Here is an 18,310-nt window from a genome sequence, read left to right as displayed (position 1 = left end):
TCATGCAGGCGCGGTCGCCGCTGACTGAGCAGATCACCACCGCGCTGGCGCAACTACGCGCCGCGCGGGATCAAGGCGAGATCGAGCGCGAATGGACATGGCAGTCGATGCTTGACAGGCTGCTCGACCGTTACAGCCAAGGATTCAGGTGAGACCGTCCGATAAGGCGTGGATCGTGCTGGGTGCTGCGCTGGCGGCGGCTGTCGGGTGTGGGATGCGCTGTGCCCGCCCGATGAGATGTTGTCGGACGCCAGCCGCCGCTACGCCAAAACGCATCCGCTGCTCACCTATTGGGTGATCGGCACGGTGGTGCTGCACCTGATCGGCCGGCTGCCCCACGCCGTCGACCCGATACATCTGGTCGGGGAGGGGTTTCGATGGACTTCGCTGCGCTTCCACCTGAGATCAACTCGGCCCGCATGTACGCCGGCCCGGGCCCGGGCTCGCTAATCGCTGCGGCACAGGCGTGGGAGACGCTGGGTGCTGAGCTGGAAGCGGCGGCCAACGGTTACCGCGCCGCCGTCACCGGACTCGTCAGCGGCGCGTGGCTGGGCCCGTCGAGTCAGGACATGGCCGCAGCGGTACAGCCATATATCGCATGGATGGAAGCGACCGCGCAGCAGACGCGGCAGATCGGCGCACAGGCACTTGCCGCTGTGGAAGCCTACGAGGCGGCGTTCGCCGCGACCGTGCCGCCTCCCGTGATCGCCGAGAACCGTGCACAGCTCGCCGCACTGGTTGCGACCAACCTGCTCGGCCAGAACACCCCGGCGATCATGGCCACCGAGGCGCAGTACGCCGAAATGTGGGCGCAGGACGCCGCCGCGATGGTTCAGTACCAGGCGACGTCATCGGCTGCGACGTCGGCGATTACGCCGTTCACGCCCGCACCGCAAACCGCCAACCCGCAGCCCAACCAGACCACCAATGGCGGTGTCGGGTCGATCATCAGCCAGATCGACGGCATCCTCAACCCGAACGGCGTTCCGATCCTCGGGCTCGACAGCAGCACCCTCCTCGGCCAGTACCTCGAGCAGTCCGTGAGCGGCGGCTACCCGATCAACATCGCCCAGCTCTTCGGAAACTTCATCGCCTACACGGCGATGGGGGCGGCCGTCAGCTCCGCGACGACCAGGCCCGCTGTCGCGACACCGCAGCCTGTCAGCGTCAGCAGTGCGACACCGTTCGTGTCGACCCAAGTAACGGCCAACATGGGTGGCGCGTCGACGCTCGGCAGGTTCTCGTCGCCGAGCTGGACGACGCAGCCCTGGAACCTCGAGGGACGCGCGCCGAACGTGTCGGTAGCGACACCGGCCGCGCAGAGATACCAGGCGGGAATCCCTGTGCCGCCGGCCGTCCCAGTTACCAGCGCCGGCAGAAGCGCACAGCGGCGCGTCCGCGAAGACCCCGAGTACGGGCACGTGTCAAAAGTGCTGCCACCGCGACACCCGGCAGGAGGCTAGCCGCGACATATGGGTCGACGGATTCTTCCTCGATGGAGGCCAGGCTTTTACGTGGTTGGCCTGGACGGCAAACTACCGCCCGGCGCGGCGGGAGCAATCCATCGGGGGATGGTCGTCGGCCCGCGCCGGAGCGGTGAAGACCAGGGTCAGCGTGGCGAGGATAGCGAGAACGAATTTCATACCGGGCCTCTTTTTTCACGTGGCGGCGGTCGGGCAGCGGGCGGCAAGCGCCTCAGTCGTCCAACGGGTGGCTTGGTCGAGCCCCCATCCGCTGATGCGTTGGACGAATTGGATGGCGTCGGTTTTGGTGCCGCCGTCCCAGAGGACGTTGCATGTTGAGGTTGCGAGTTGGCCTTCGGTCCAGCCGTTGCCGATGGTCGGCGGTGGCGCGAACCGTTGGGTGGGAGCTGAGGGCGCCACCGCTGGGGTTTCGGTGACCGTCACCGTCGGCGGCGGCTCGGCAACAGGCGGGGGCGCCGCGACAGTTGGTGTGGGCGCGGAAGTCGGCACCGGAGCTGCGAGAGAATACGAGGGAGCTGCAGCAGCAACGGCCGGGGTTGAGGGCGCCGAGCGCGGCGCGTTGTCGCGGCGCGTCAACCAGACACCTGCCATCCACGCTGCTGCGGCAACCGCGACGGCCATCAGCCCCACGAAGATCTTCACGGTTCCCCACGCGTAGGCCCGGTCGTCGGCGTCGCTCCACAGATCCTCATCGTCCTCGTCGAGGTCGCTGTAGGCCAGCGGAAGGTCGGGAGTCGCGGTGGTTCTGATGGCCGCGGTTTCCGGCTCGGGCGTGGAAGCGCCGGATTGGGTTGGGCTGGTCATTTCGCGCCCGCTTCGTACTGTGCGTTCATCGACTGAACCCGTAGGTACAGCTCGACCCAACGCGCTGCTGCGGCCTGTGCCATATCGCGACGTGCCTGCCTCGCCTTCTGGCTCATGTCTCCCTGTGCGCCTGCTGGCAGCCTATCCCACAGCGCCCAGGTGGCGTACTCGTAGGCTGCGTCGTGGAGCGCTCTTAGCGCCTCGCCGTATCCGTCGTAATCAAACTCGGCGAGGGAATCTAACGCGTCTCTAGGTCGCCGGAGGTCGATGTGGACGCGGTCCACATCTTCGAGGGTTTCCGCAGGTCGCCGCATGCCGTCCACACTCCTTACATCATTGTGTTTCCGCAGCTCAGAGCCGGTTTCGGGGCTATTCCCGTCGGGTTCGATTCCCGGCAGCTCCACCAAGAAGGTGCTGGTCGGGACCGCAAGGCTTGGCCAGTTTTTCTTTCATCAACAAACGTTCAAATCTCCTGTGGGGGTCGAAGTTTGGCCCCATTGACACAGCCTCCCATGCGCGTTTCAGGGAGATGACTTCATCTCGCTGGCGCGTCCGGGCACAGGTCTTTTATGGCGAAATCTACTGCGGCCGTGGCCTGATCCAGGGTCACCCTCTTTAGGGCCCTGTATACAACTTGTATGCTGCGTGCACGCGACTGCCCATTACGAATCTCGGCGCATGTGCTCTCACCAGCATTGATGAGCTGCTGATCGGTGCCCCACCGCAGTCCGATGCTGGCCATATCGTCGACCAACTGCCGTTGCCCAGGCGTGATTCTGGTGCTGCCAGCAGCCTGAGGCGGTGAGGGAGCCGATGTGGGAAGGTCGCCATGGGGTAGATTGCTTTGTCCCGGAACGAGTCCCATGTAGGAGCCGTCAGGCGACATGTAGACCCAGCGTTGTTCTGTTCTGCACGCCGGATCGGGGGGATCGAGTACGCGGCCCTGAAGATCGTGCCGACAGTCACCGGGGCATATGGGGCCGTACGCTTGTCCCCACTCACAGGTGACTAGAACCTTTTCCATTTGGCACGGCGGCATTCCAGGGGGTGGGCCATCAGTCCAACCTGGCCATTCACTAGTGGGGTTGTAACACGCAGCCTGAGCCGGGCCGGTCGCCGCGACGCACAGAAGTGGTCCTGCGAGTGTGAGTGCTGCGGCAGCGACGGCCGCTCTCGAAACCACATGCATCTTGGGCTCCTGATTTTGAAGGCAGGCATCCTAATTGGGCGCGAAGGCCAATTAATTAGCCTGCACGGTCAGCATCGCGAGCAGCAGCACGACGGCCACGGCGGCCTGGCATTAGGGTTGGTGGCCGTACCCGCGTGCCGATCTCCGGCCTCGACCGTCGGTCCAGCAACGCGGGCTCGATTGGTCCGGTTTTATGCTCCGGTGTCCTAGAGATTTCGTCCCTGCAGTGGAAACCTGCGTTCAGGACCGAGCGATGATCGCCCTTCGGCCGAAGGTGCTTTTCGTAGCGCCCTCCGTTCCAGGACTGCCGCGGCGCGATCCATCGGCATTGGCGCACCGGCCGGATTGCAAGATAAGTGGCCGCCATGGCCGACTCCTCCCTACGTGAACCGCGCCGCGGCAGGTCACTCCTAGGAGCTGTAAAAGTACACAAAAACAGACATATGGCGATCAAAACGGCGAAGATTCCGCCATACTTCAGTACACGCTGACTTGACCCGGCGGCGAGTTGCCCAGATGGGAGAAGGAGCACCATGATCCAAAAGCTGCCGCAGGTTGCCCTCACCGCGGCAGCATTGGGTGCCGCATTTGGCCTCGCCCTGGCTCAACCGGTGGCTACTGCCCAGCCATTTTCTGCCACTGACAAGCAGTACCTTGCCGCCCTGCGGCACGGCGGTCTCTGTTGCCCAAATCAGCCGGACGTCCCCGTGTGGTATGAATCGCCAGAACTTGCGATAAACACCGGCAAGCTCGTTGCGGAGTCATTTGCCAGGGCACCCACTTATCAGCAGTTCAAGCTCTTGCAGGGCGTAGTGGGGGAGCAGTCTCTTAATCGTGGTGCCCATCCTCTGGACTTTCACGAAGCGGGGAAGGTCGTGATCATAGCTATCCGCTACTACGCGGGGCTTGACGCTGAGTGCAAGCTGATGAAGCAGATGGGCGGTGCCATGGGGGAGGCACCGTACTGGTACGGGCCTGTCACCTACTCGGGTGGCTTAGCGGTGCAGCCAGGCTGCATCAATTTCGAGAAGTAGTTCCTTACTTCTCGGGACAAACTGGCATGAGTCAATTGACACCTGATGAGCTGCGACAGTTACAAATGCTGCTTGAAGGGCCATCGCCGGGTAGCCGGCACAGCTCGCGAGCAGCTAAGAAACGCCCAGGGTCTCCATCACCGCGTACTGGACAAAAGCAGAAGTCCAGCCAGGAACTCGTGGCGATGGCCCGGATGGTTGCACTGAACGCCGTCCCCCGCGGCGGGAAAATCGGCCCTAAGGCGCTGGCCGCGATTATGCACGCGCACTGGGAAACAACATTGACCAGCGAGCAGCGCATGCGACTCGCCGGTGACTTGGCGAGGAATGGCTACCCGAGCAAAGGGTCGGCGCTACCCGCATTGATTCAGTTTGCCCGGGACGAGCTCGACAAGCGCGGGCAGCTTATTCCATGGGAATGGTCGCCACCAACGCCCCAAATCCGCAAGACGAATCTATTCCCGTCCCCGATCCAGAACCCGGCGGTCCACAGACCGTTTACCACGGATTCCTGGTCCGACCACACGGCTCTCACAAAGCTGGGCTACCGCGTAGGCAAGTCAGGAAAGGCCATCGACGATAGACGCGACATCCTGCGCCGAGCGTACGAGGTCTCGCCAGACCAAGTCCCTGAGGACATCGCTCCCTACCTAGACGGCTGGGGTGGACCCGCGACCCGGCAACGGCTGAACGCGATGATTAACACCATCAGCAGCAATATCAGTCGGTTCCGGACCCGCAAGAGTCACGCCACAGCAGTCGCGGACTGGAGGGCGGACTTGGCCTGGGTAAAGAAAAATTTGGGCCACCGCGCCTCGCGCCGATGAATCGGGTGCACTCACTCAGCCCGGCCGCCCACTAGGTCAGTCTCCATTCTTTAGTAGTGAGGCGAGCTGTCAGGTCACGCCGCGAATCGCCGCTGTGTCCATCTAGGGCCACCTGGCAGTGCCTATGGTGACCAATGCCGACTTTCAATCTTGGCGCTCTTGTACGGGTGACCCGTAACCCGTTGCCAGACGACATCGATCAGCAAGACGTAGAAGGCGGCCGACAGAAAACACGCGGCAAGGACGCCATGCACGCAGACGCCGAGTACAAACGGGGCGCGATTGGTTGTAGGCACGGTTAGAAGTGAGATCACTGCAACGGCGACGACAGCGACAGCAAGGCCGCCAAATGCGGCGATATTCGCGGGCTTTAACCATCCAGGCTGGGTGACGACGTTCGAGACCCAATCGCCAGCGTCGGAGCCGACCTTCCTCTTGTCGGCATCCGATAGGACGGTAGAACCTATGTTGTTGAGAAGCTTTCGCTCGAGTGTGGCAATGGAGCGGACTCTCACATCGACTAGAGATAGCAATATGTACTGGTAGCACAGCAGACCCCAAAGAGGTGCACCTACGACCGCATGGAGCCAGGGACCATACCACTGGTCCTCGAGGAAATCCGTGCTAATGGCGGCGACTACAAGTGCTCCATAGGTCGCCATCACCGCCATCAAGTTGATAGAAACGCCGTAAATGGCTGACCCGTCAGCTCGATCGGCAGCGTAGATCGCGGCGATCGCCTCATTCTCAGCCGACATTTTCCCCCTTTAGCTACGGTGATGGTGGCAGAACTGCGCTCAAATGTAGTCGCACAGCCGCAGATTCTCGGGATGACATGACTGTCGGTGAGCGTTAGGCGACCCCGACCACTGAGACATCGCGGGTCCTTAGATACGAGAATGCAAAGGAGCGATTGGGTCAGACGCAATGATCACATCTATGACCTGTCGCATACCGGCGGGTTCATAACCATCGTCCACCATCTGGTCAACTACGAGATTACGAAATCCTTCATACGTGGCCTTGCCCGCGAGTTCTTTGTGGACGAAGCGCTGCAGAATCGACCGGCCCGGAAATTCCTTCAACCATTCGCCGTTCGTCATCGCCTCTGTCAAGCGGTCGTTAATAGCGGCAGCTTCCGCCTCGAGATATGCTAGGTCGACCGATTGTTGGAGTTCCGTTAGCCTATCGAAAGTTGCAGTAACCGAATCGATCAACGCAGCTGCCGCGTCGGCCGCGAGAGGATCTCCGCCCAAATTTATCGATCTGACGATCTGGTTGTTTACGCGCTTCCTAAGCTCGACCGTCACCAGTTCTGGTAAGACCTCCTGAGCAGCTTCGCGGAGCGCATCCAAGACCTCATCGTCAGTAACGAACCGCGGATTGTCCGCTAGCGCAGCGACCGCTTCGCGCACGTACTTGGGATCGAGCAGATAATTTTCGATATGGTAGACATCCCAATTTAACTGTCGTGCTCCTGCTGGTGGAGTTTCCCATGGCGATGAATCCTTGTCCGTAATAGCAAAAAAGCGGCTCGCCATCCCGACCTGTTCAGCAGTAGACGACAACACCTCGTAGAGATCTCGAACTCTTTGTTTCGATCCGCCGCTTACCAGGTTAACGCTCTTAGCGAATACGGGGAATAACCGCTCGGTGATACGAACGTCTGTGTCAGTATCACCTCCTCCCTCGAAAAGCACTACCTTTCCTTGAGGTCGATACATTGCGAGATCGCCTACCAGGTCAATTGTCGCCCGCTCAAGTTCGTCATAAGCGAGGACTTGGATTGCTTGGTTCTCAGTTATAGGCCGTTGATCAGCGCTCGTCATGTGAAACGCGCTGTAATTAGAATTGCCAACAGCCTGTCGAAGCAATGTATCTGAATGCGTTACTAGCCACAATTGGTTATCCCGCGCTTTGCCCAAATTCTTGTGGTAGAAGTCTGGAAAGCCGCGCAACAGTCCAGGATTTAGGTGCAGCTCTGGTTCGTCCAACAACAACGTGGAGTGCAGGGGAGTCGAGTTTCGAAGTGATAAGTAGCCATATAGAACCTCTTTCTCTCCCGAGCTAAGATCGTTAATGTCGTGTTCCTGCCCTCCCCTCGTACGTACGGGGAAACTCAATGTTCCTTTCGGATCGGGTTGCACCCCTAGGTACTCTTTGTCCGGGAAGAACGTTTGAAATAGTTCTTTCAGGGTCTCATTTAGGTCTGAAACGTTAGATTCCACACCAGCCGTTCGCGCTATTGCTTCACGAACAAAAGTGGCTGCCAACTGGTTCTTTATATTTGAATACTTCTGTTGCCAGTCGTACAACATATGTTGTCGACGTTGTGTCGTTACTTCGCGTGTATCTAAGTTAACACCGCCAATACTTTCTCGTTGATAGGTCCGTGACGCTGAGTGATATTCGATAACACCTAGGCGGTCTGGCATGTATGTTTGGAATACGATTTCCATAACAGTGCTTGGCGCTGGAAACAGGCCCAAATTAGGCTGAATTGTCAATGCAAGTTGCTGGGTGTCTGCGGTAAGCCCTTCCCGCAGCGATGCCGCGAGGTTGACGATTTCTTGCTCGGCCTGACTGCCAAAATGGCGAAATTGTGTCGCAAATGCGAGCTGTGAAAAGTTTGATGCGGTGATCGGCTGTCCTGTAACAGATGCCCACGCTAGGGGGGCAACTATAGTTTCAGCGTTAGATTCCAGAAATTCAATCTCTGAAGGGCTAAGCTGCACAGCTGCGGAAATTTCAATGGGAATGCCGGGGTCGCGGAATAGTCGGATGATCTGATCAGGATTGTTAAGATCGATTTGAAATTCGCCAAACCATCTGGTCCATTCGTTCAGTTCGTAACCGCCGTAGACAGATTTCAGCAAGCGTATTGAGTCAAATACACAGGATTTACCACAACCGTTTGGTCCCGCGATCAGAATGAAATCCGTGAGGTCGCTAACTTGGAATTTCTGAATCGCTTTGAAATTCTCGATTGAAAGACTTGTGAACCGCACGTCGTTCGAGCTCCGCTCCTTGAGATCTGCATATGGATCAACTGCCGATGCAGAACAACCTTAAGATAGGGTTCCTCCTGATAGGCGTACATCACTTCGGTGTCGCGCGCCGGCTGCCCTGTCCTGCACTGTCGACGGCGGTTGAAGTCGGCCTGTTCGCCATCCGTCCCGACAGATTCGCTGCGGTTTGTGTCCTCCGTCGTCGTGCTGACGGCAGTCAGCACATCCTCGTTTCGAGTCATGTTTTCCCATGTCGCGCTGTGCTGACCCTTAAATGAAATCCCCAGTTCAGGCGCACTATATGCGGCTTCGATGCCCGGCAGATCCACTTAAGTGCCGCAGAGATGCTCTTTTCATTGGCCTTTGATCGCAGGACGTGGTCCACGCTCAATTCAAGCCCGGGTACCGTCGCTGCCATGGGAGCGTGCTGATGCCAGACCCATTGCCCGGTCCTCGTCTACGCCAGGTGGCGCTGGTCGCCCATGACTGCGAAAAGATTCGTGGAGGTGGTCTCTCCCGTACGACCCGACACCACTGCAGGGCGCTATCTCGCCCGTCGCGGATCCGACAGCGGCTACATGGCCATATTCCAGATGCCATCGCTCGAAGAAGCCCGCCGGCGCGTGACTGATCTGGGGGTACGCGTGGTTTGGAAGATCGACCTCGACGACATCGCGGGAACCCATTTGCACCCCAAAGACATCCCCGGGGCGATCGTGTCCCTCGACTGGGCGTCGCCGGCGAGTTCGTGGCGTTGGGCGGGTCCGGCATGGACCGCAACGGCACCCGATCACCCGCCGGGCGGCATCGTCGGCATAACGGTCGAGGTAGCAGAACCGGCCGCGGCGGCGCGGCGGTGAGCCGATGTTCTTGGTGTCGACGCCGAGGTCGACGGTGGGCTGGCCCTGGTTCGGCTGGCCCAGGCTGGCCAATCTTTGAGGTTCGTCTCGGCGGTCGGCGGCCGGGCCGAAGGCATTACCGAAATCTGGCTGACACCCGGCTCGCCTGGTCTCCCAATAGGTGACGGTCCCGTCGCCGAGATCGGCGGAGTGCGGTTCGTAGTGCGTGCGCCATGATGCCACCCCTCCGAAATCGCCGTGCTCACAACTACATTCGATCACGTTGCATTCCCCGGCCACCCGGCGCCATGGCCGGGGCGGCCCACCCGGCGGCAGCGGCAGACAGGATGTGCCAAGCGCCGTGGTACTGCCACAGACTGTCGGGACGGCACAGCGGCGACCCGGAACGTCCCGCGGCGTAGGCGGCCAGCCCCACAGCGAGGACGCCGGCCGGTGCCGCCCAGGTCGACCATCGCTGCCGCCGCGCGCTCCTGGCCAGACCAGCGGTGTACACCGCTCCCGCGGCCACGATAGACCAGTCATGGGCGAACTTCGCCCATGAAGGTTGGGGCCCGTGGTATGCGAAGCTGCCGGACCCGACCGCTACGAGCGCTGCACCGGCGGCCGCAGCCAGCGGCGCCTTAACCCTTGCCGCCCAGACCAATACGGCCACCCCGGCGGCGACGTACGCCAGGCTGGTGACGGCCAGGACGGGCTGCGCCAGCGCGGCACCAACGACGACGCGTTCGCAGTCCGAGTGACCGAAACTCCCGGGAGCGGTCAAGACCTGCATGGCGATCCACCGTAACGCGTTCGCCGATGAATTAAGACCGAGGTGTGTCTCGCGTGTGACTTTCCCGCGACAGCGATCAAGGACGCTCTCTTCATGACACCGCTTGTGGTGAGCGCCGCGCTGGTGACAGCATTGTGCATCGGCTACTACCTTGGCCGGCGCGCCGGGTCGGCGCCCTCGACTTGGAAGAAGCGAACGAGTCGGGTGACGCTGGGCAGGCTTGCGATAAATCTGCTCGTGTTAATGACTGCACGTCGTATCCGGAAAAGCTTCCTACCCCGTCGCATGTTTCGCGACGCCGTCGGGACTTGGGAACCGAGATTTGTTGAGCCGCTTGAGTTCTTGCGTACCAGTGCTGGGCGGTTGCGGTCCTATTGATGGACTCAAACATGCAGGGTGGGTCGGTAGGTGAGCTCTTGGATGTTGCCGTCGAGCGTTCGGCTTTCGATCAGCTCGAGGTCGAAGTCAGCCGCGCCCTGGAAGATAGGGTCGTCACCGGTCTGACCGGTGATCACAGGGAAGAGCGTCACCTGGACGCGGTCGACCAGGCCGGCGGCCATCAACGCTCGGTTCATCGACAGGCTGCCGTGCGAGCGCAACGGCACCTCTGACTCCTCCTTCAGCCGGGCGACGACGTCGACGGCGTCGCCGCTCACGAGAGTTGCGTCAGGCCAGTCGAGAGGTCCCTCCAGGCTGGTCGACACCACCGTCGCCGGCAGGTGCCTCATCCGGGTGACCCACGCGTCGTGCACCTCGGACTCCTCGGTGCTCTCGGCGAGCATTTGCGTGAATAACCGATATGTGTTGGCGCCAAATACCATCCGCTGCTTCTCGTCGTACAGAGCAAGGCGGTGGTCGAGAAGTTCCGGACCTTGCTTGCCCCAGTAGCCGCCCCAATCGCCGCCGCTGACGCCGCCGAAACCGTCGAGGCTGGAAAAGACGTCGAAAGTGTAGGTAGCGGTCATGATGGTCTCCTCGAATGCGGTCGATGGCGTGTTGGAGATACAGACTGGAAGCCGTGGCGAAACTCATCGCCGCGTTAATTGCCAGCCTCGATAGCCGCGACTCGCGCGGAAGCGTTGGGTCCGCAAGAGAGCGGCAGGTCCACTCTGCCGGCGGCAAGCAGATCGTCAATGCGGTGCTTGAGATCACCTGAGGAGAGATGCGCATAGAGGTTCGCGCCCGGGCAAGAAGTTCGGGCAAAGTCCCGATGGCCCGCCAACGTGTTGGTCGGGATGCCGAAAGTCTGTGCGGCCCAAGCGAACGCGAGAGCGGCTCCGTGAAGCTGGGCCTCCGAGACCACCTCTTGGTCGAAGTCTCCTAGGCAGAGGACCAGGAAATGGCCTGTGGTGTCGTAGTCCGTAGCAGTGTCGCCTGCGATCTCGGTGCTCCGCAGTTCGTAGATGTTGCCGTTGCGGTCGACGCCGATGTGATACGCGATGTCGATCCAGCCCAGCTGGTCTTGGTGGTATCGCTGGTCCTGGCGGAGGCGTCCTGGGGCATTGCGGTTGTCGCCGAGGACGACCGCCTCGTGGTGAAGGGTCATCCGGGTGATGGTGTGACGCCTGCCGCCGGGGCGGGCAGGCCGCGCGCCCCACGCGTCCCGGCATAGCAGGGGCGCCGAAGTGGCAGCTCGGGCTTCACTCGAGCAAGCGCTCACCATTGACGCCAAGCCGACGCCGCCTGCCAGCCGCAGCATTTGACGACGGTTGACGGGCATATTCATGGCGCGACGACCCTTCAGTGACCGGTGAACTTTGGAGGTCGGCGCTCGGCTGCTGCTGCCACACCCTCGCTGAAGTCGGCGGTCGCCTGCAGTCGGGTTTGTTCTTCAAGCTCATGTGCGGTGGCTTCCGCGACAGCCTCGGCGAGTCCGGTGCGCATGGTGGCACGGATACTCACCAACGCCAGCGGAGCCGAGGCGGCGATGCGTTCGGCGAACCGGATCGCCGCCGGGCGCACGTCATCGTCGGCGGCCAATTCATCGACCAGCCCTGCTGCGCGAGCGATTTCGCCGCCGAAACGTTCACCGGTGAGCATCCACTCGAGTGCTTTCTGCGGACCGACGACACGTGGCAACGTGGCCGTGATCCCGAAGCCGGGATGAAACCCGAGCCTGCTGAAGTTAGCCGCAAATTTCGAGGAGGGTGCAGCCACCCGGAAGTCTGCGCTGAGCGCGAGCCCGAGTCCGCCGCCGATCGCGGCGCCGTGTACCGCTGCGACAACGGGTTTACCGGTACGGAACAACCGGATTGCCTGAGCGTACAGCTCACCGGGTGACAAGCGATCCTCGGCGGGCCGCGAGAAGTCGGCGCCGGCGCAGAAGTGTTTTCCGTCTGCGCACAACACAATTGCCCGGCATTCGACATCGTCGTCCAGCCGCTCGTAGGCATCGGCGATGCCCTTGATCAATGCGGTGTCAAAGTAGTTGTTCGGGGGTCGATGCATCTCCACCACGGCAACGTGGCCGGCGGATTCGACAGTGACGTCTGCGGTGGTCATAGCGCTTCCAGAAATTCACGCACGGCGGCATTGAAGGCGTCGGGCTGGTCCATATTCGCCGCATGACCCGCGTCGTCGATGACGACCTTGCGGGAATTGGGGATGCGGCGGTGCATGTAGTCGGCACTGGCCAGGAAGTCGGTGTCGTCGGCGCCGACGATCACCAACGTTGGCACCGCGATGGTTTCAAGCGAGGTGATAACGCGAGCGTCCTTTTGAGCCATGACACCGCGGGCGGAACGGGGCAGTCCCTCGGGATGCTCGTGCACCGCCTGCTTGAGTTCCGCCGACAGGTCGGCCGGTGTTTCGCCCCGCTCGAGTTGGCTGGCGCGTCGTTCCACCCACGCGTTCCACTTGGCGCGGGCGTCGTCGTTGCGGTAGCCCGGCCCCGTGTCGACCAGTACCAGCGCGGCCACCCGCTGCGGATGGACGAGATGGAAGGCCAGAGACAGATAGCCGCCCAAGGACATTCCGCCGAGCACGGCCCGATCGGCACCCGCGGCGTCGAGGATGGCCGCCATGTCGGCGACGCTGATCTGCTCGCTGTAGCGGGCCATGTCCTCTGGGGCTTCGCTGCTGCCGTGGCCGCGCTGGTCCCACACGATCACCGGCCGATCGACGCTCAACGCAGCAATATTCGGCTCCCACATGCCCGCGGTCGCGCCGAAACCGTGTGTCAGCAATACAGGCACACCCGAGGCCCGGGGATTGTGCACCTGGAAAGTCAGCGTGACTCCGTCGTCGCGCAACAGTCGGTTCATTGCACGACCTCGGAGCCGGACTGGATGGCCGGATACAGGGCATCGGGTCCGCGGGCCACCAGGGCCGCGCCGAGCCGATCCGCCCAGCGATGATGTCCTCCGGCTTCGTCTTGCCAGGCCCAGAGTCGACGGGTCAGATAATGCAAGGGGTACTCCTTCGTCATACCGATAGCGCCGTGCGTCTGATGCGCGGCGGCAGTCACCAGCCGAGCGGCCCGGTCGGTAAGCACTTTGGCGCAAGCGATTTCGAAGCCGCCTCGGCCGAGCTCGACTGCTTCGACCGCGCCGTCAACAGCCGACGCGACCACGGCCGCCTGCTGGTGGATGGTGACCAGGTGGGCTTGCACGGCCTGGAAACGACCGATCGGGCGCCCGAACTGCTCACGTTCGCGGCTGTAGCGCAAGGTCATCGTCGCGACCGCACTGATCGCGCCGGCCATCAGCGCGGCGCGGCCCAGCGCAGTGCGCTCCCAGAGCGTTTGCTCAGTGATCGACGTACCGGCGCGCGCAGTTACCTGCACACCGTCGAAAACCAGTGTGTCTCGGGGCTCCTCGGCGAGATTGACTCCGCGAATGACCGCAGGGCCGCCTGATGGTGCAGCTGGTCCGGGCGCAAGCACGACGACGCCGTCGACGAGGCCGATAACATGCTCGGCGCAGTGGCCCCACGGCACGGCGGGCGCCGTACCGAACAACCGATCACCGTCGAGACGGAGCGAGGCACCAGGCGGCAGTGCCGTACGGAAACCCTCCGGAAGTGCGAGGCCTGCAGACGCTAGTAGCCACCCGCCGACCAGCCCGGCCTCAGCCAGGGGTACCGGTGCCGCGTGTGCTCCGGCGGCACGGAGCAGTTGGACGGCGTCGGCAACGGTGCCTCCGGCTCCGCCGAGCTCTTCCGGGATAGGGGCATCGCTGAAGCCGCTCTGTTGCAAGGCATTCCATAGTTGTTGGTCGTCCGAGCTTTGCGCGGCAAAGAGTTTGGCGGCCGCGCTATACAGTTCGTTGTCGCTCATGACAAACCTTTGGCTGCGACTGAGCGCAATATCTCGTTGGTGCCACCTCGGATGGTGAACGACGGCGATTCCAGCACGGCGCGACGTAACAACCGTTCGAACAAGGACGGCGCCGGTTCTGGGCTGTACACGAGTTCACGGTCCAACACGTCCCGTAACACGTTCACCACATCCTGTTCGAACCGGGTGCCCATCTCTTTGATGAGCGCGGCTTCGGCCGCGGGCGTGCCGCCGGCATCGATTGCCCTGGCTACCGCCAGCGACAGCCGTCGCAGCACCCAGTACTGGGCAGCGAGCTCACCGATCAGCCGGCTCCCGGCGGGACTGGCGGCCAGGTCTGGGCATTCGCGGATGAACTCCTGAACGAGTAGGAATGTCGAGATCCAGCGGTCCGGGCCGCTGCGCTCGAAGGCCAACTCGCTGGCGTTCTGCGCCCAACCCTGTCCGATTTCGCCGATCACCATCTCGTCCGAGACGGCCACGTCGTCAAGGATGACCTCGGCGAAGTGCTCTGTGCTGCCGTTCAGGAAGGGGATTGGCTTGACCGTCACGCCGGGGCTGCGCATGTCGATCAGGAATCTACTTAGTCCGGCATGGCGTTCGCCCTCACCGGTTCGGCACAGAGCGATCATGAAGTCGGCGTGCATGGCGTTGCTGGTCCATACCTTGGCGCCCGACACTCGCCAGCCGTCCGTGTCGCGCACACCGCGCGTCCGCACCGACGCGAGGTCGCTTCCGGCATCGGGTTCGCTCATGCCGATGCAAAAACACAACTCGCCCCGGCAGATTCGGGGTAACAGCCACTGTTTCTGTTCCTCAGTGCCGTAACGTAATAGCACCGGGGCGATCTGCCGGTCGGCGACCCAGTGGTGCCCCACCGGGGCGCCCCACCGCAGTAGTTCTTCGACGACGACAAAGCGGTCGACGGCGGTGGCGTCGCGACCGCCGTAGCGAGTCGGGACCGCCATCCCGATCCAGCCACGCTTCGCCAACGCGGCGGAGAAGTTCCGACTAACCTCGGCGCCCATCCCGAGGCCGGGCTCGAAGGTGCCCCAGGGCAGCGTCTCGGCCAGGAATGCGCGAACCTGCTGCCGCAATTCCAGCTCTGACGCGGTGAGCGCAGTAGGCGATGTGGCCATGCTTGGCAGGCTAACCACATTCTTCGTGCCGACGAACGGGTTTATCCGTACGACGCCACGGGCAGCTGGTCGATGAGCGGGTTTCCCGTCGCCGTAGCGCTTGCCTCCAAAGGCGGGTTGGCCTCGCATTGGCCGTTCTTGGGCGGCACCTTCAGCAGCATGCACAAGCCCATCGCCTCAGGACTCATCGTTGTGTCCCTTCGAAGCGGCGAGACAGGTTTCCCGTTCCAGCTGATCAGCTTCCAGCCGTCCTGAGGACTGCCCTGGATCACAACGATGCCGGTGTTGGGCAGCGGATCGAAAACCATGAGCAGCGGATCGGGGTTCTTGACGTTCATCATCGTGCCGACCTCGATGACGAATTCGCTTGAAAATGCCACTTCGGTGATATTGCCGTCCGCGGCACGGACCGGGTTGGTCACGGCATTGCCGTAAATCGTTTGAAGCGCGTCGCGAAAGCGCTTGTCGAACACCAGCCCGTTGGGGTCCGTGGAGCCCGGGGCCAGCATCGGAGCGGCGGGTATTCCGAGCGCCCACGCGAGCGGGCCTAGGAGATATAGAAGCCCTTGGAAACTGAATTCCGGTAAGCCATCGTAAGAGCCGGCGTTGATCTCGTTGAGCCCAGGCAGGACTTGCACGTTCATGCCAAGCAGGTTGGCCAACGGCGCAGCGGTTTGCTGCGTCCTGATCAACTGCGATGCGAAGAGCCCGCCGAAAGGACCTTGTGGTGCAAGTACTTTGGCGATTGCCTGCGCCTGCTGCTGACCAAGCTGACTGAGTGCGGTGCCGGGCACCGCCGTGTCGATCACGCCTGCCGCATTGTCCACCGACTGCGCGTGCCGCACGAAGTCAATGACGATCGACTCGTCGGCCCAGGCTGGTACCGATCCGGCGTACAGCAGCGCCGTCGAAAACAGCGCCGCCGCAACGGAGCGGAATTGCTTTGTCAGCAAGGGAAGCTCGGATCGGTGTCGGCGGCCGTCGTCACAGTGGGGATGGCAGGCGACAACGGCAGCATGGTTAGCGCGGTCAAGAATGCGATCAGTCGGGCGATGGCAGATCTCCTTTCCGCTAATCACTTCGGATTCCGTTGGTCGATCTCGGCCGAGCGTGGGTCGATCACCGCCTGTGGCAGAATTAGACTTGTGTGGCAGAAGTAAAGTATCTGGTTCTCGCACGGTTGCCGCGCCACAACTTTCACAGTTCGAGACCATGACGTGACTGTGTCGTTATGACGAGAACTGCGTTGAGGCCGTCGAGCTCGCAGACGAAATCGCAGGCTGGAGCTCGTTTGCTCGTTGAGTTAATTGCTGGCTTCGGCCGTCGCAAAAACTTCAAAGCTTGAGCATAGAAATGCAAGCATAAGCCCTTGACGAAACGGGTAACGCCTCGCAGACTAGCTTATGCATGTTATTTTAGCCATAAGGAGCTGAAATGGCTGGCCCGAGGCGTAGACGACCAGGTTCCGATCCAGCTATGCCTGAAATTACACGCATAGGACAGTCGTTCGCCGATCGCAGGATCGCGTTACGTCTCACCCAGCAGACGCTGGCGGACCTCGCTGGCGTGTCCCGTTCGACCGTCCAGGCATTGGAGCGGGGGAGCGGCTCGGTCAAATTCGGCACAGTCATCGAAATCGCTGAAGTGCTAGGGATGCAAATCCATACCAGCGTGGCGTCCTAATGACTACGCCGGCACCGCTTGACCTACGCGAGCTTGCCGAAGCCGACGTGTATCTCGGTGACGATCTCGTGGCCCGCCTGGTGCGCGGACAACGCGACACGATCAGCTTCGACTACATTGCCGACTATCCGGCGGGTGGGAGCGTGCGCGACCAATCGGTGTCCTGGTCCCTACTTCGCACAGAGCACTATCCCGTCAATACCACAGGTGGTGCGGTTCCCGCGTTCTTCGCCGGGCTCCTTCCCGAGGGCGTCCGGCTGGGTGTGGTGACCTCATCGACAAAGACATCAGCCGACGATCACCTGACATTGCTGTTGGCGATCGGCGCGGACACAGTCGGCAATGTCGGGGTAGTGCCCTCCGGCACTGATCGTGCTCGGCCGCTGCCGATGTTCGACCCCGAGCGCGACACCGACTTTCGGATCGTGTTCAACAAACTCGTCGGTTCGGTTGATGCAGATCCGGTCGGGTTGGCGGGGATCCAACCGAAAGTGAGTGCTGCAATGGTTTCGGCGCCGGCGCAGACTCGCTCGGGGCCGGCGATTCTCAAGCTCAATCCCGTGGAGTACCCGCTGTTGGTCGAAAACGAGCACTTCTTTATGTCGATGGCGGCAGCGTGTGGATTACGAGTCGCGGCAACATCGTTGCTCCACGACGCCGACGGCCGGAGCGCATTGTTGGTGAAACGATTCGACCGCGACGGGCTAAGGCGTATCGCGCAGGAAGACGCCTGCCAAGTCGCCGATATCTACCCGGCCTCCAAGTACCGCATCAAAGCCGAGACCGCCATCGGAGCCCTTGCAGACGCTTGCGCACGCGGTGGCGGCTCCAGAGCCGCCGCAGCCCTGGAATTGCTCAAAACCGTTGTATTCTCCTGGCTTATCGGCAACGGCGATTTGCACGGTAAGAATCTGTCGATCTACAACCCCGACGGCGTGTGGCAGCCGACACCCGCCTACGACTTGCTGTGCACTCAGCCCTACATGCGGTGGCGCGATCCGATGGCGCTGAGCTTGTACGGTCGTGCGAATCGGCTTACCCGTGCGCACTTCGTTGATGCTGGGGAACGGCTCGGCGTGCGTCCACGCGCCACGTCGCGGATGATCGATTCGATCGTCGACGCCGCGCAGGATTGGCCTGATCGGTGCGGCGACATCGGATTCGACGACCGGCAAACCGAGCTTCTCAAGGAGATGCTGCGCAAGCGAATCAGCAGCCTTCAATAGGCCGAGGC

General features: G+C 61.8%; 21 protein-coding genes. 8 read left to right on the top strand and 13 right to left on the bottom strand.

The window, feature by feature from the left end; translation table 11 throughout:
- Nucleotides 1-2 precede the first annotated feature (2 nt).
- The 3 genes from G6N47_RS24845 to G6N47_RS30090 are packed head-to-tail and all read left to right on the top strand — an operon-like array spanning nt 3 to nt 1,463.
- Nucleotides 3-152: a hypothetical protein gene (locus G6N47_RS24845; RefSeq protein WP_163659477.1), complete on the top strand. Its 150-nt coding sequence runs from the start codon at nt 3-5 to the stop codon at nt 150-152.
- A 55-nt stretch (nt 153-207) separates the two neighbouring features.
- The gene (locus G6N47_RS24840) at nt 208-450 is read left to right on the top strand and encodes a DUF7427 family protein (protein WP_163659738.1); all 243 of its coding nucleotides are present in this window, start codon (nt 208-210) and stop codon (nt 448-450) included.
- Nucleotides 378-1,463: a PPE family protein gene (locus tag G6N47_RS30090; RefSeq protein ID WP_163659736.1), complete on the top strand. Its 1,086-nt coding sequence runs from the start codon at nt 378-380 to the stop codon at nt 1,461-1,463. The genes G6N47_RS24840 and G6N47_RS30090 overlap by 73 nt, the downstream gene beginning before the upstream one ends.
- Nucleotides 1,464-1,658: 195 nt before the next feature.
- On the opposite strand, the gene G6N47_RS24830 is transcribed toward G6N47_RS30090, so the two are convergent.
- The 3 genes from G6N47_RS24830 to G6N47_RS30385 form a co-directional block, all read right to left on the bottom strand.
- Nucleotides 1,659-2,288, bottom strand: coding sequence for a hypothetical protein (locus G6N47_RS24830; protein ID WP_083129661.1), 630 nt, complete (start codon nt 2,286-2,288; stop codon nt 1,659-1,661).
- Nucleotides 2,285-2,692, bottom strand: coding sequence for a hypothetical protein (locus G6N47_RS24825; RefSeq protein ID WP_139799285.1), 408 nt, complete (start codon nt 2,690-2,692; stop codon nt 2,285-2,287). Before G6N47_RS24825 ends, G6N47_RS24830 begins: the two co-directional genes overlap by 4 nt.
- 131 nt (nt 2,693-2,823) lie before the next feature.
- The gene (locus G6N47_RS30385) at nt 2,824-3,030 is read right to left on the bottom strand and encodes a DUF732 domain-containing protein (RefSeq protein ID WP_372517488.1); all 207 of its coding nucleotides are present in this window, start codon (nt 3,028-3,030) and stop codon (nt 2,824-2,826) included.
- A 980-nt stretch (nt 3,031-4,010) separates the two neighbouring features.
- On the opposite strand from G6N47_RS30385, the gene G6N47_RS24815 reads away from it, so the two are divergent.
- Both G6N47_RS24815 and G6N47_RS24810 read left to right on the top strand, forming a co-directional pair.
- Nucleotides 4,011-4,511 carry a DUF732 domain-containing protein gene (locus G6N47_RS24815; RefSeq protein WP_083129658.1) on the top strand — a complete coding sequence of 167 codons (501 nt, stop codon included), beginning with the start codon at nt 4,011-4,013 and terminating at the stop codon, nt 4,509-4,511.
- Nucleotides 4,512-4,690: 179 nt separating this feature from the next.
- The gene (locus G6N47_RS24810) at nt 4,691-5,338 is read left to right on the top strand and encodes a hypothetical protein (protein ID WP_083129657.1); all 648 of its coding nucleotides are present in this window, start codon (nt 4,691-4,693) and stop codon (nt 5,336-5,338) included.
- A 122-nt stretch (nt 5,339-5,460) separates the two neighbouring features.
- On the opposite strand, the gene G6N47_RS24805 is transcribed toward G6N47_RS24810, so the two are convergent.
- Together G6N47_RS24805 and G6N47_RS24800 are read right to left on the bottom strand one after the other, a co-directional pair.
- Entirely contained in the window at nt 5,461-6,096 is a 636-nt protein-coding gene (locus tag G6N47_RS24805; protein WP_083129656.1) for a hypothetical protein, read from the bottom strand.
- A gap of 129 nt (nt 6,097-6,225) precedes the next feature.
- On the bottom strand, nt 6,226-8,346 hold the full coding sequence (locus G6N47_RS24800) for an AAA family ATPase (RefSeq protein ID WP_139799284.1): 2,121 nt from the start codon (nt 8,344-8,346) through the stop codon (nt 6,226-6,228).
- A gap of 623 nt (nt 8,347-8,969) precedes the next feature.
- Between G6N47_RS24800 and G6N47_RS24795 the strand changes: the two genes are divergently transcribed.
- On the top strand, nt 8,970-9,206 hold the full coding sequence (locus tag G6N47_RS24795; protein WP_139799283.1) for a hypothetical protein: 237 nt from the start codon (nt 8,970-8,972) through the stop codon (nt 9,204-9,206).
- Nucleotides 9,207-9,453: 247 nt separating this feature from the next.
- On the opposite strand, the gene G6N47_RS24790 is transcribed toward G6N47_RS24795, so the two are convergent.
- The 8 genes from G6N47_RS24790 to G6N47_RS24755 form a co-directional block, all read right to left on the bottom strand.
- Entirely contained in the window at nt 9,454-9,978 is a 525-nt protein-coding gene (locus G6N47_RS24790) for a hypothetical protein (protein WP_083129653.1), read from the bottom strand.
- Nucleotides 9,979-10,361: 383 nt separating this feature from the next.
- On the bottom strand, nt 10,362-10,943 hold the full coding sequence (locus tag G6N47_RS24785; RefSeq protein ID WP_083129652.1) for a dihydrofolate reductase family protein: 582 nt from the start codon (nt 10,941-10,943) through the stop codon (nt 10,362-10,364).
- A gap of 74 nt (nt 10,944-11,017) precedes the next feature.
- A complete protein-coding gene (locus G6N47_RS24780) occupies nt 11,018-11,641 on the bottom strand; it encodes an N-acetylmuramoyl-L-alanine amidase (protein ID WP_264007091.1) in 624 nt (207 codons plus the stop codon).
- A 77-nt stretch (nt 11,642-11,718) separates the two neighbouring features.
- Nucleotides 11,719-12,480 (bottom strand): enoyl-CoA hydratase/isomerase family protein, encoded by a 762-nt coding sequence (locus G6N47_RS24775; RefSeq protein ID WP_083129650.1) that lies wholly within the window; start codon nt 12,478-12,480, stop codon nt 11,719-11,721.
- Nucleotides 12,477-13,241, bottom strand: a complete 765-nt coding sequence (locus G6N47_RS24770) for an alpha/beta fold hydrolase (protein ID WP_083129649.1) — start codon at nt 13,239-13,241, stop codon at nt 12,477-12,479. Before G6N47_RS24770 ends, G6N47_RS24775 begins: the two co-directional genes overlap by 4 nt.
- On the bottom strand, nt 13,238-14,254 hold the full coding sequence (locus G6N47_RS24765) for an acyl-CoA dehydrogenase family protein (protein ID WP_083129648.1): 1,017 nt from the start codon (nt 14,252-14,254) through the stop codon (nt 13,238-13,240). The genes G6N47_RS24770 and G6N47_RS24765 overlap by 4 nt, the downstream gene beginning before the upstream one ends.
- Nucleotides 14,251-15,393, bottom strand: a complete 1,143-nt coding sequence (locus G6N47_RS24760) for an acyl-CoA dehydrogenase family protein (RefSeq protein WP_083129647.1) — start codon at nt 15,391-15,393, stop codon at nt 14,251-14,253. Before G6N47_RS24760 ends, G6N47_RS24765 begins: the two co-directional genes overlap by 4 nt.
- 41 nt (nt 15,394-15,434) lie before the next feature.
- Nucleotides 15,435-16,346, bottom strand: coding sequence for a histidine phosphatase family protein (locus tag G6N47_RS24755; RefSeq protein WP_372517508.1), 912 nt, complete (start codon nt 16,344-16,346; stop codon nt 15,435-15,437).
- 523 nt (nt 16,347-16,869) lie between these two features.
- Here G6N47_RS24755 and G6N47_RS24750 point away from each other — a divergent pair.
- A complete protein-coding gene (locus G6N47_RS24750; protein WP_179966419.1) occupies nt 16,870-17,076 on the top strand; it encodes a helix-turn-helix domain-containing protein in 207 nt (68 codons plus the stop codon).
- Complete coding sequence (locus G6N47_RS24745; RefSeq protein ID WP_083129644.1) at nt 17,076-18,302, top strand: type II toxin-antitoxin system HipA family toxin; 1,227 nt, start codon at nt 17,076-17,078, stop codon at nt 18,300-18,302. The genes G6N47_RS24750 and G6N47_RS24745 overlap by 1 nt, the downstream gene beginning before the upstream one ends.
- The last annotated feature ends 8 nt before the right edge of the window (nt 18,303-18,310 follow it).

The sequence above is a fragment of the Mycobacterium branderi genome (genome assembly GCF_010728725.1).
Taxonomy (GTDB): domain Bacteria; phylum Actinomycetota; class Actinomycetes; order Mycobacteriales; family Mycobacteriaceae; genus Mycobacterium; species Mycobacterium branderi.
This window is presented reverse-complemented; position numbering and strand designations above follow the sequence as displayed.

Coding starts and splice junctions, on each gene's coding strand:
- G6N47_RS24845 (WP_163659477.1), top strand. CDS start 3: ATGCAGGCGCGGTCGCCGCTGACTGAGCAGATCACCACCGCGCTGGCG.
- G6N47_RS30090 (WP_163659736.1), top strand. CDS start 378: ATGGACTTCGCTGCGCTTCCACCTGAGATCAACTCGGCCCGCATGTAC.
- G6N47_RS24830 (WP_083129661.1), bottom strand. CDS start 2,288: ATGACCAGCCCAACCCAATCCGGCGCTTCCACGCCCGAGCCGGAAACC.
- G6N47_RS30385 (WP_372517488.1), bottom strand. CDS start 3,030: ATGGCCAGCATCGGACTGCGGTGGGGCACCGATCAGCAGCTCATCAAT.
- G6N47_RS24815 (WP_083129658.1), top strand. CDS start 4,011: ATGATCCAAAAGCTGCCGCAGGTTGCCCTCACCGCGGCAGCATTGGGT.
- G6N47_RS24805 (WP_083129656.1), bottom strand. CDS start 6,096: ATGTCGGCTGAGAATGAGGCGATCGCCGCGATCTACGCTGCCGATCGA.
- G6N47_RS24790 (WP_083129653.1), bottom strand. CDS start 9,978: ATGCAGGTCTTGACCGCTCCCGGGAGTTTCGGTCACTCGGACTGCGAA.
- G6N47_RS24785 (WP_083129652.1), bottom strand. CDS start 10,943: ATGACCGCTACCTACACTTTCGACGTCTTTTCCAGCCTCGACGGTTTC.
- G6N47_RS24780 (WP_264007091.1), bottom strand. CDS start 11,641: ATGGTGAGCGCTTGCTCGAGTGAAGCCCGAGCTGCCACTTCGGCGCCC.
- G6N47_RS24775 (WP_083129650.1), bottom strand. CDS start 12,480: ATGACCACCGCAGACGTCACTGTCGAATCCGCCGGCCACGTTGCCGTG.
- G6N47_RS24770 (WP_083129649.1), bottom strand. CDS start 13,241: ATGAACCGACTGTTGCGCGACGACGGAGTCACGCTGACTTTCCAGGTG.
- G6N47_RS24765 (WP_083129648.1), bottom strand. CDS start 14,254: ATGAGCGACAACGAACTGTATAGCGCGGCCGCCAAACTCTTTGCCGCG.
- G6N47_RS24760 (WP_083129647.1), bottom strand. CDS start 15,393: ATGGCCACATCGCCTACTGCGCTCACCGCGTCAGAGCTGGAATTGCGG.
- G6N47_RS24750 (WP_179966419.1), top strand. CDS start 16,870: ATGCCTGAAATTACACGCATAGGACAGTCGTTCGCCGATCGCAGGATC.
- G6N47_RS24745 (WP_083129644.1), top strand. CDS start 17,076: ATGACTACGCCGGCACCGCTTGACCTACGCGAGCTTGCCGAAGCCGAC.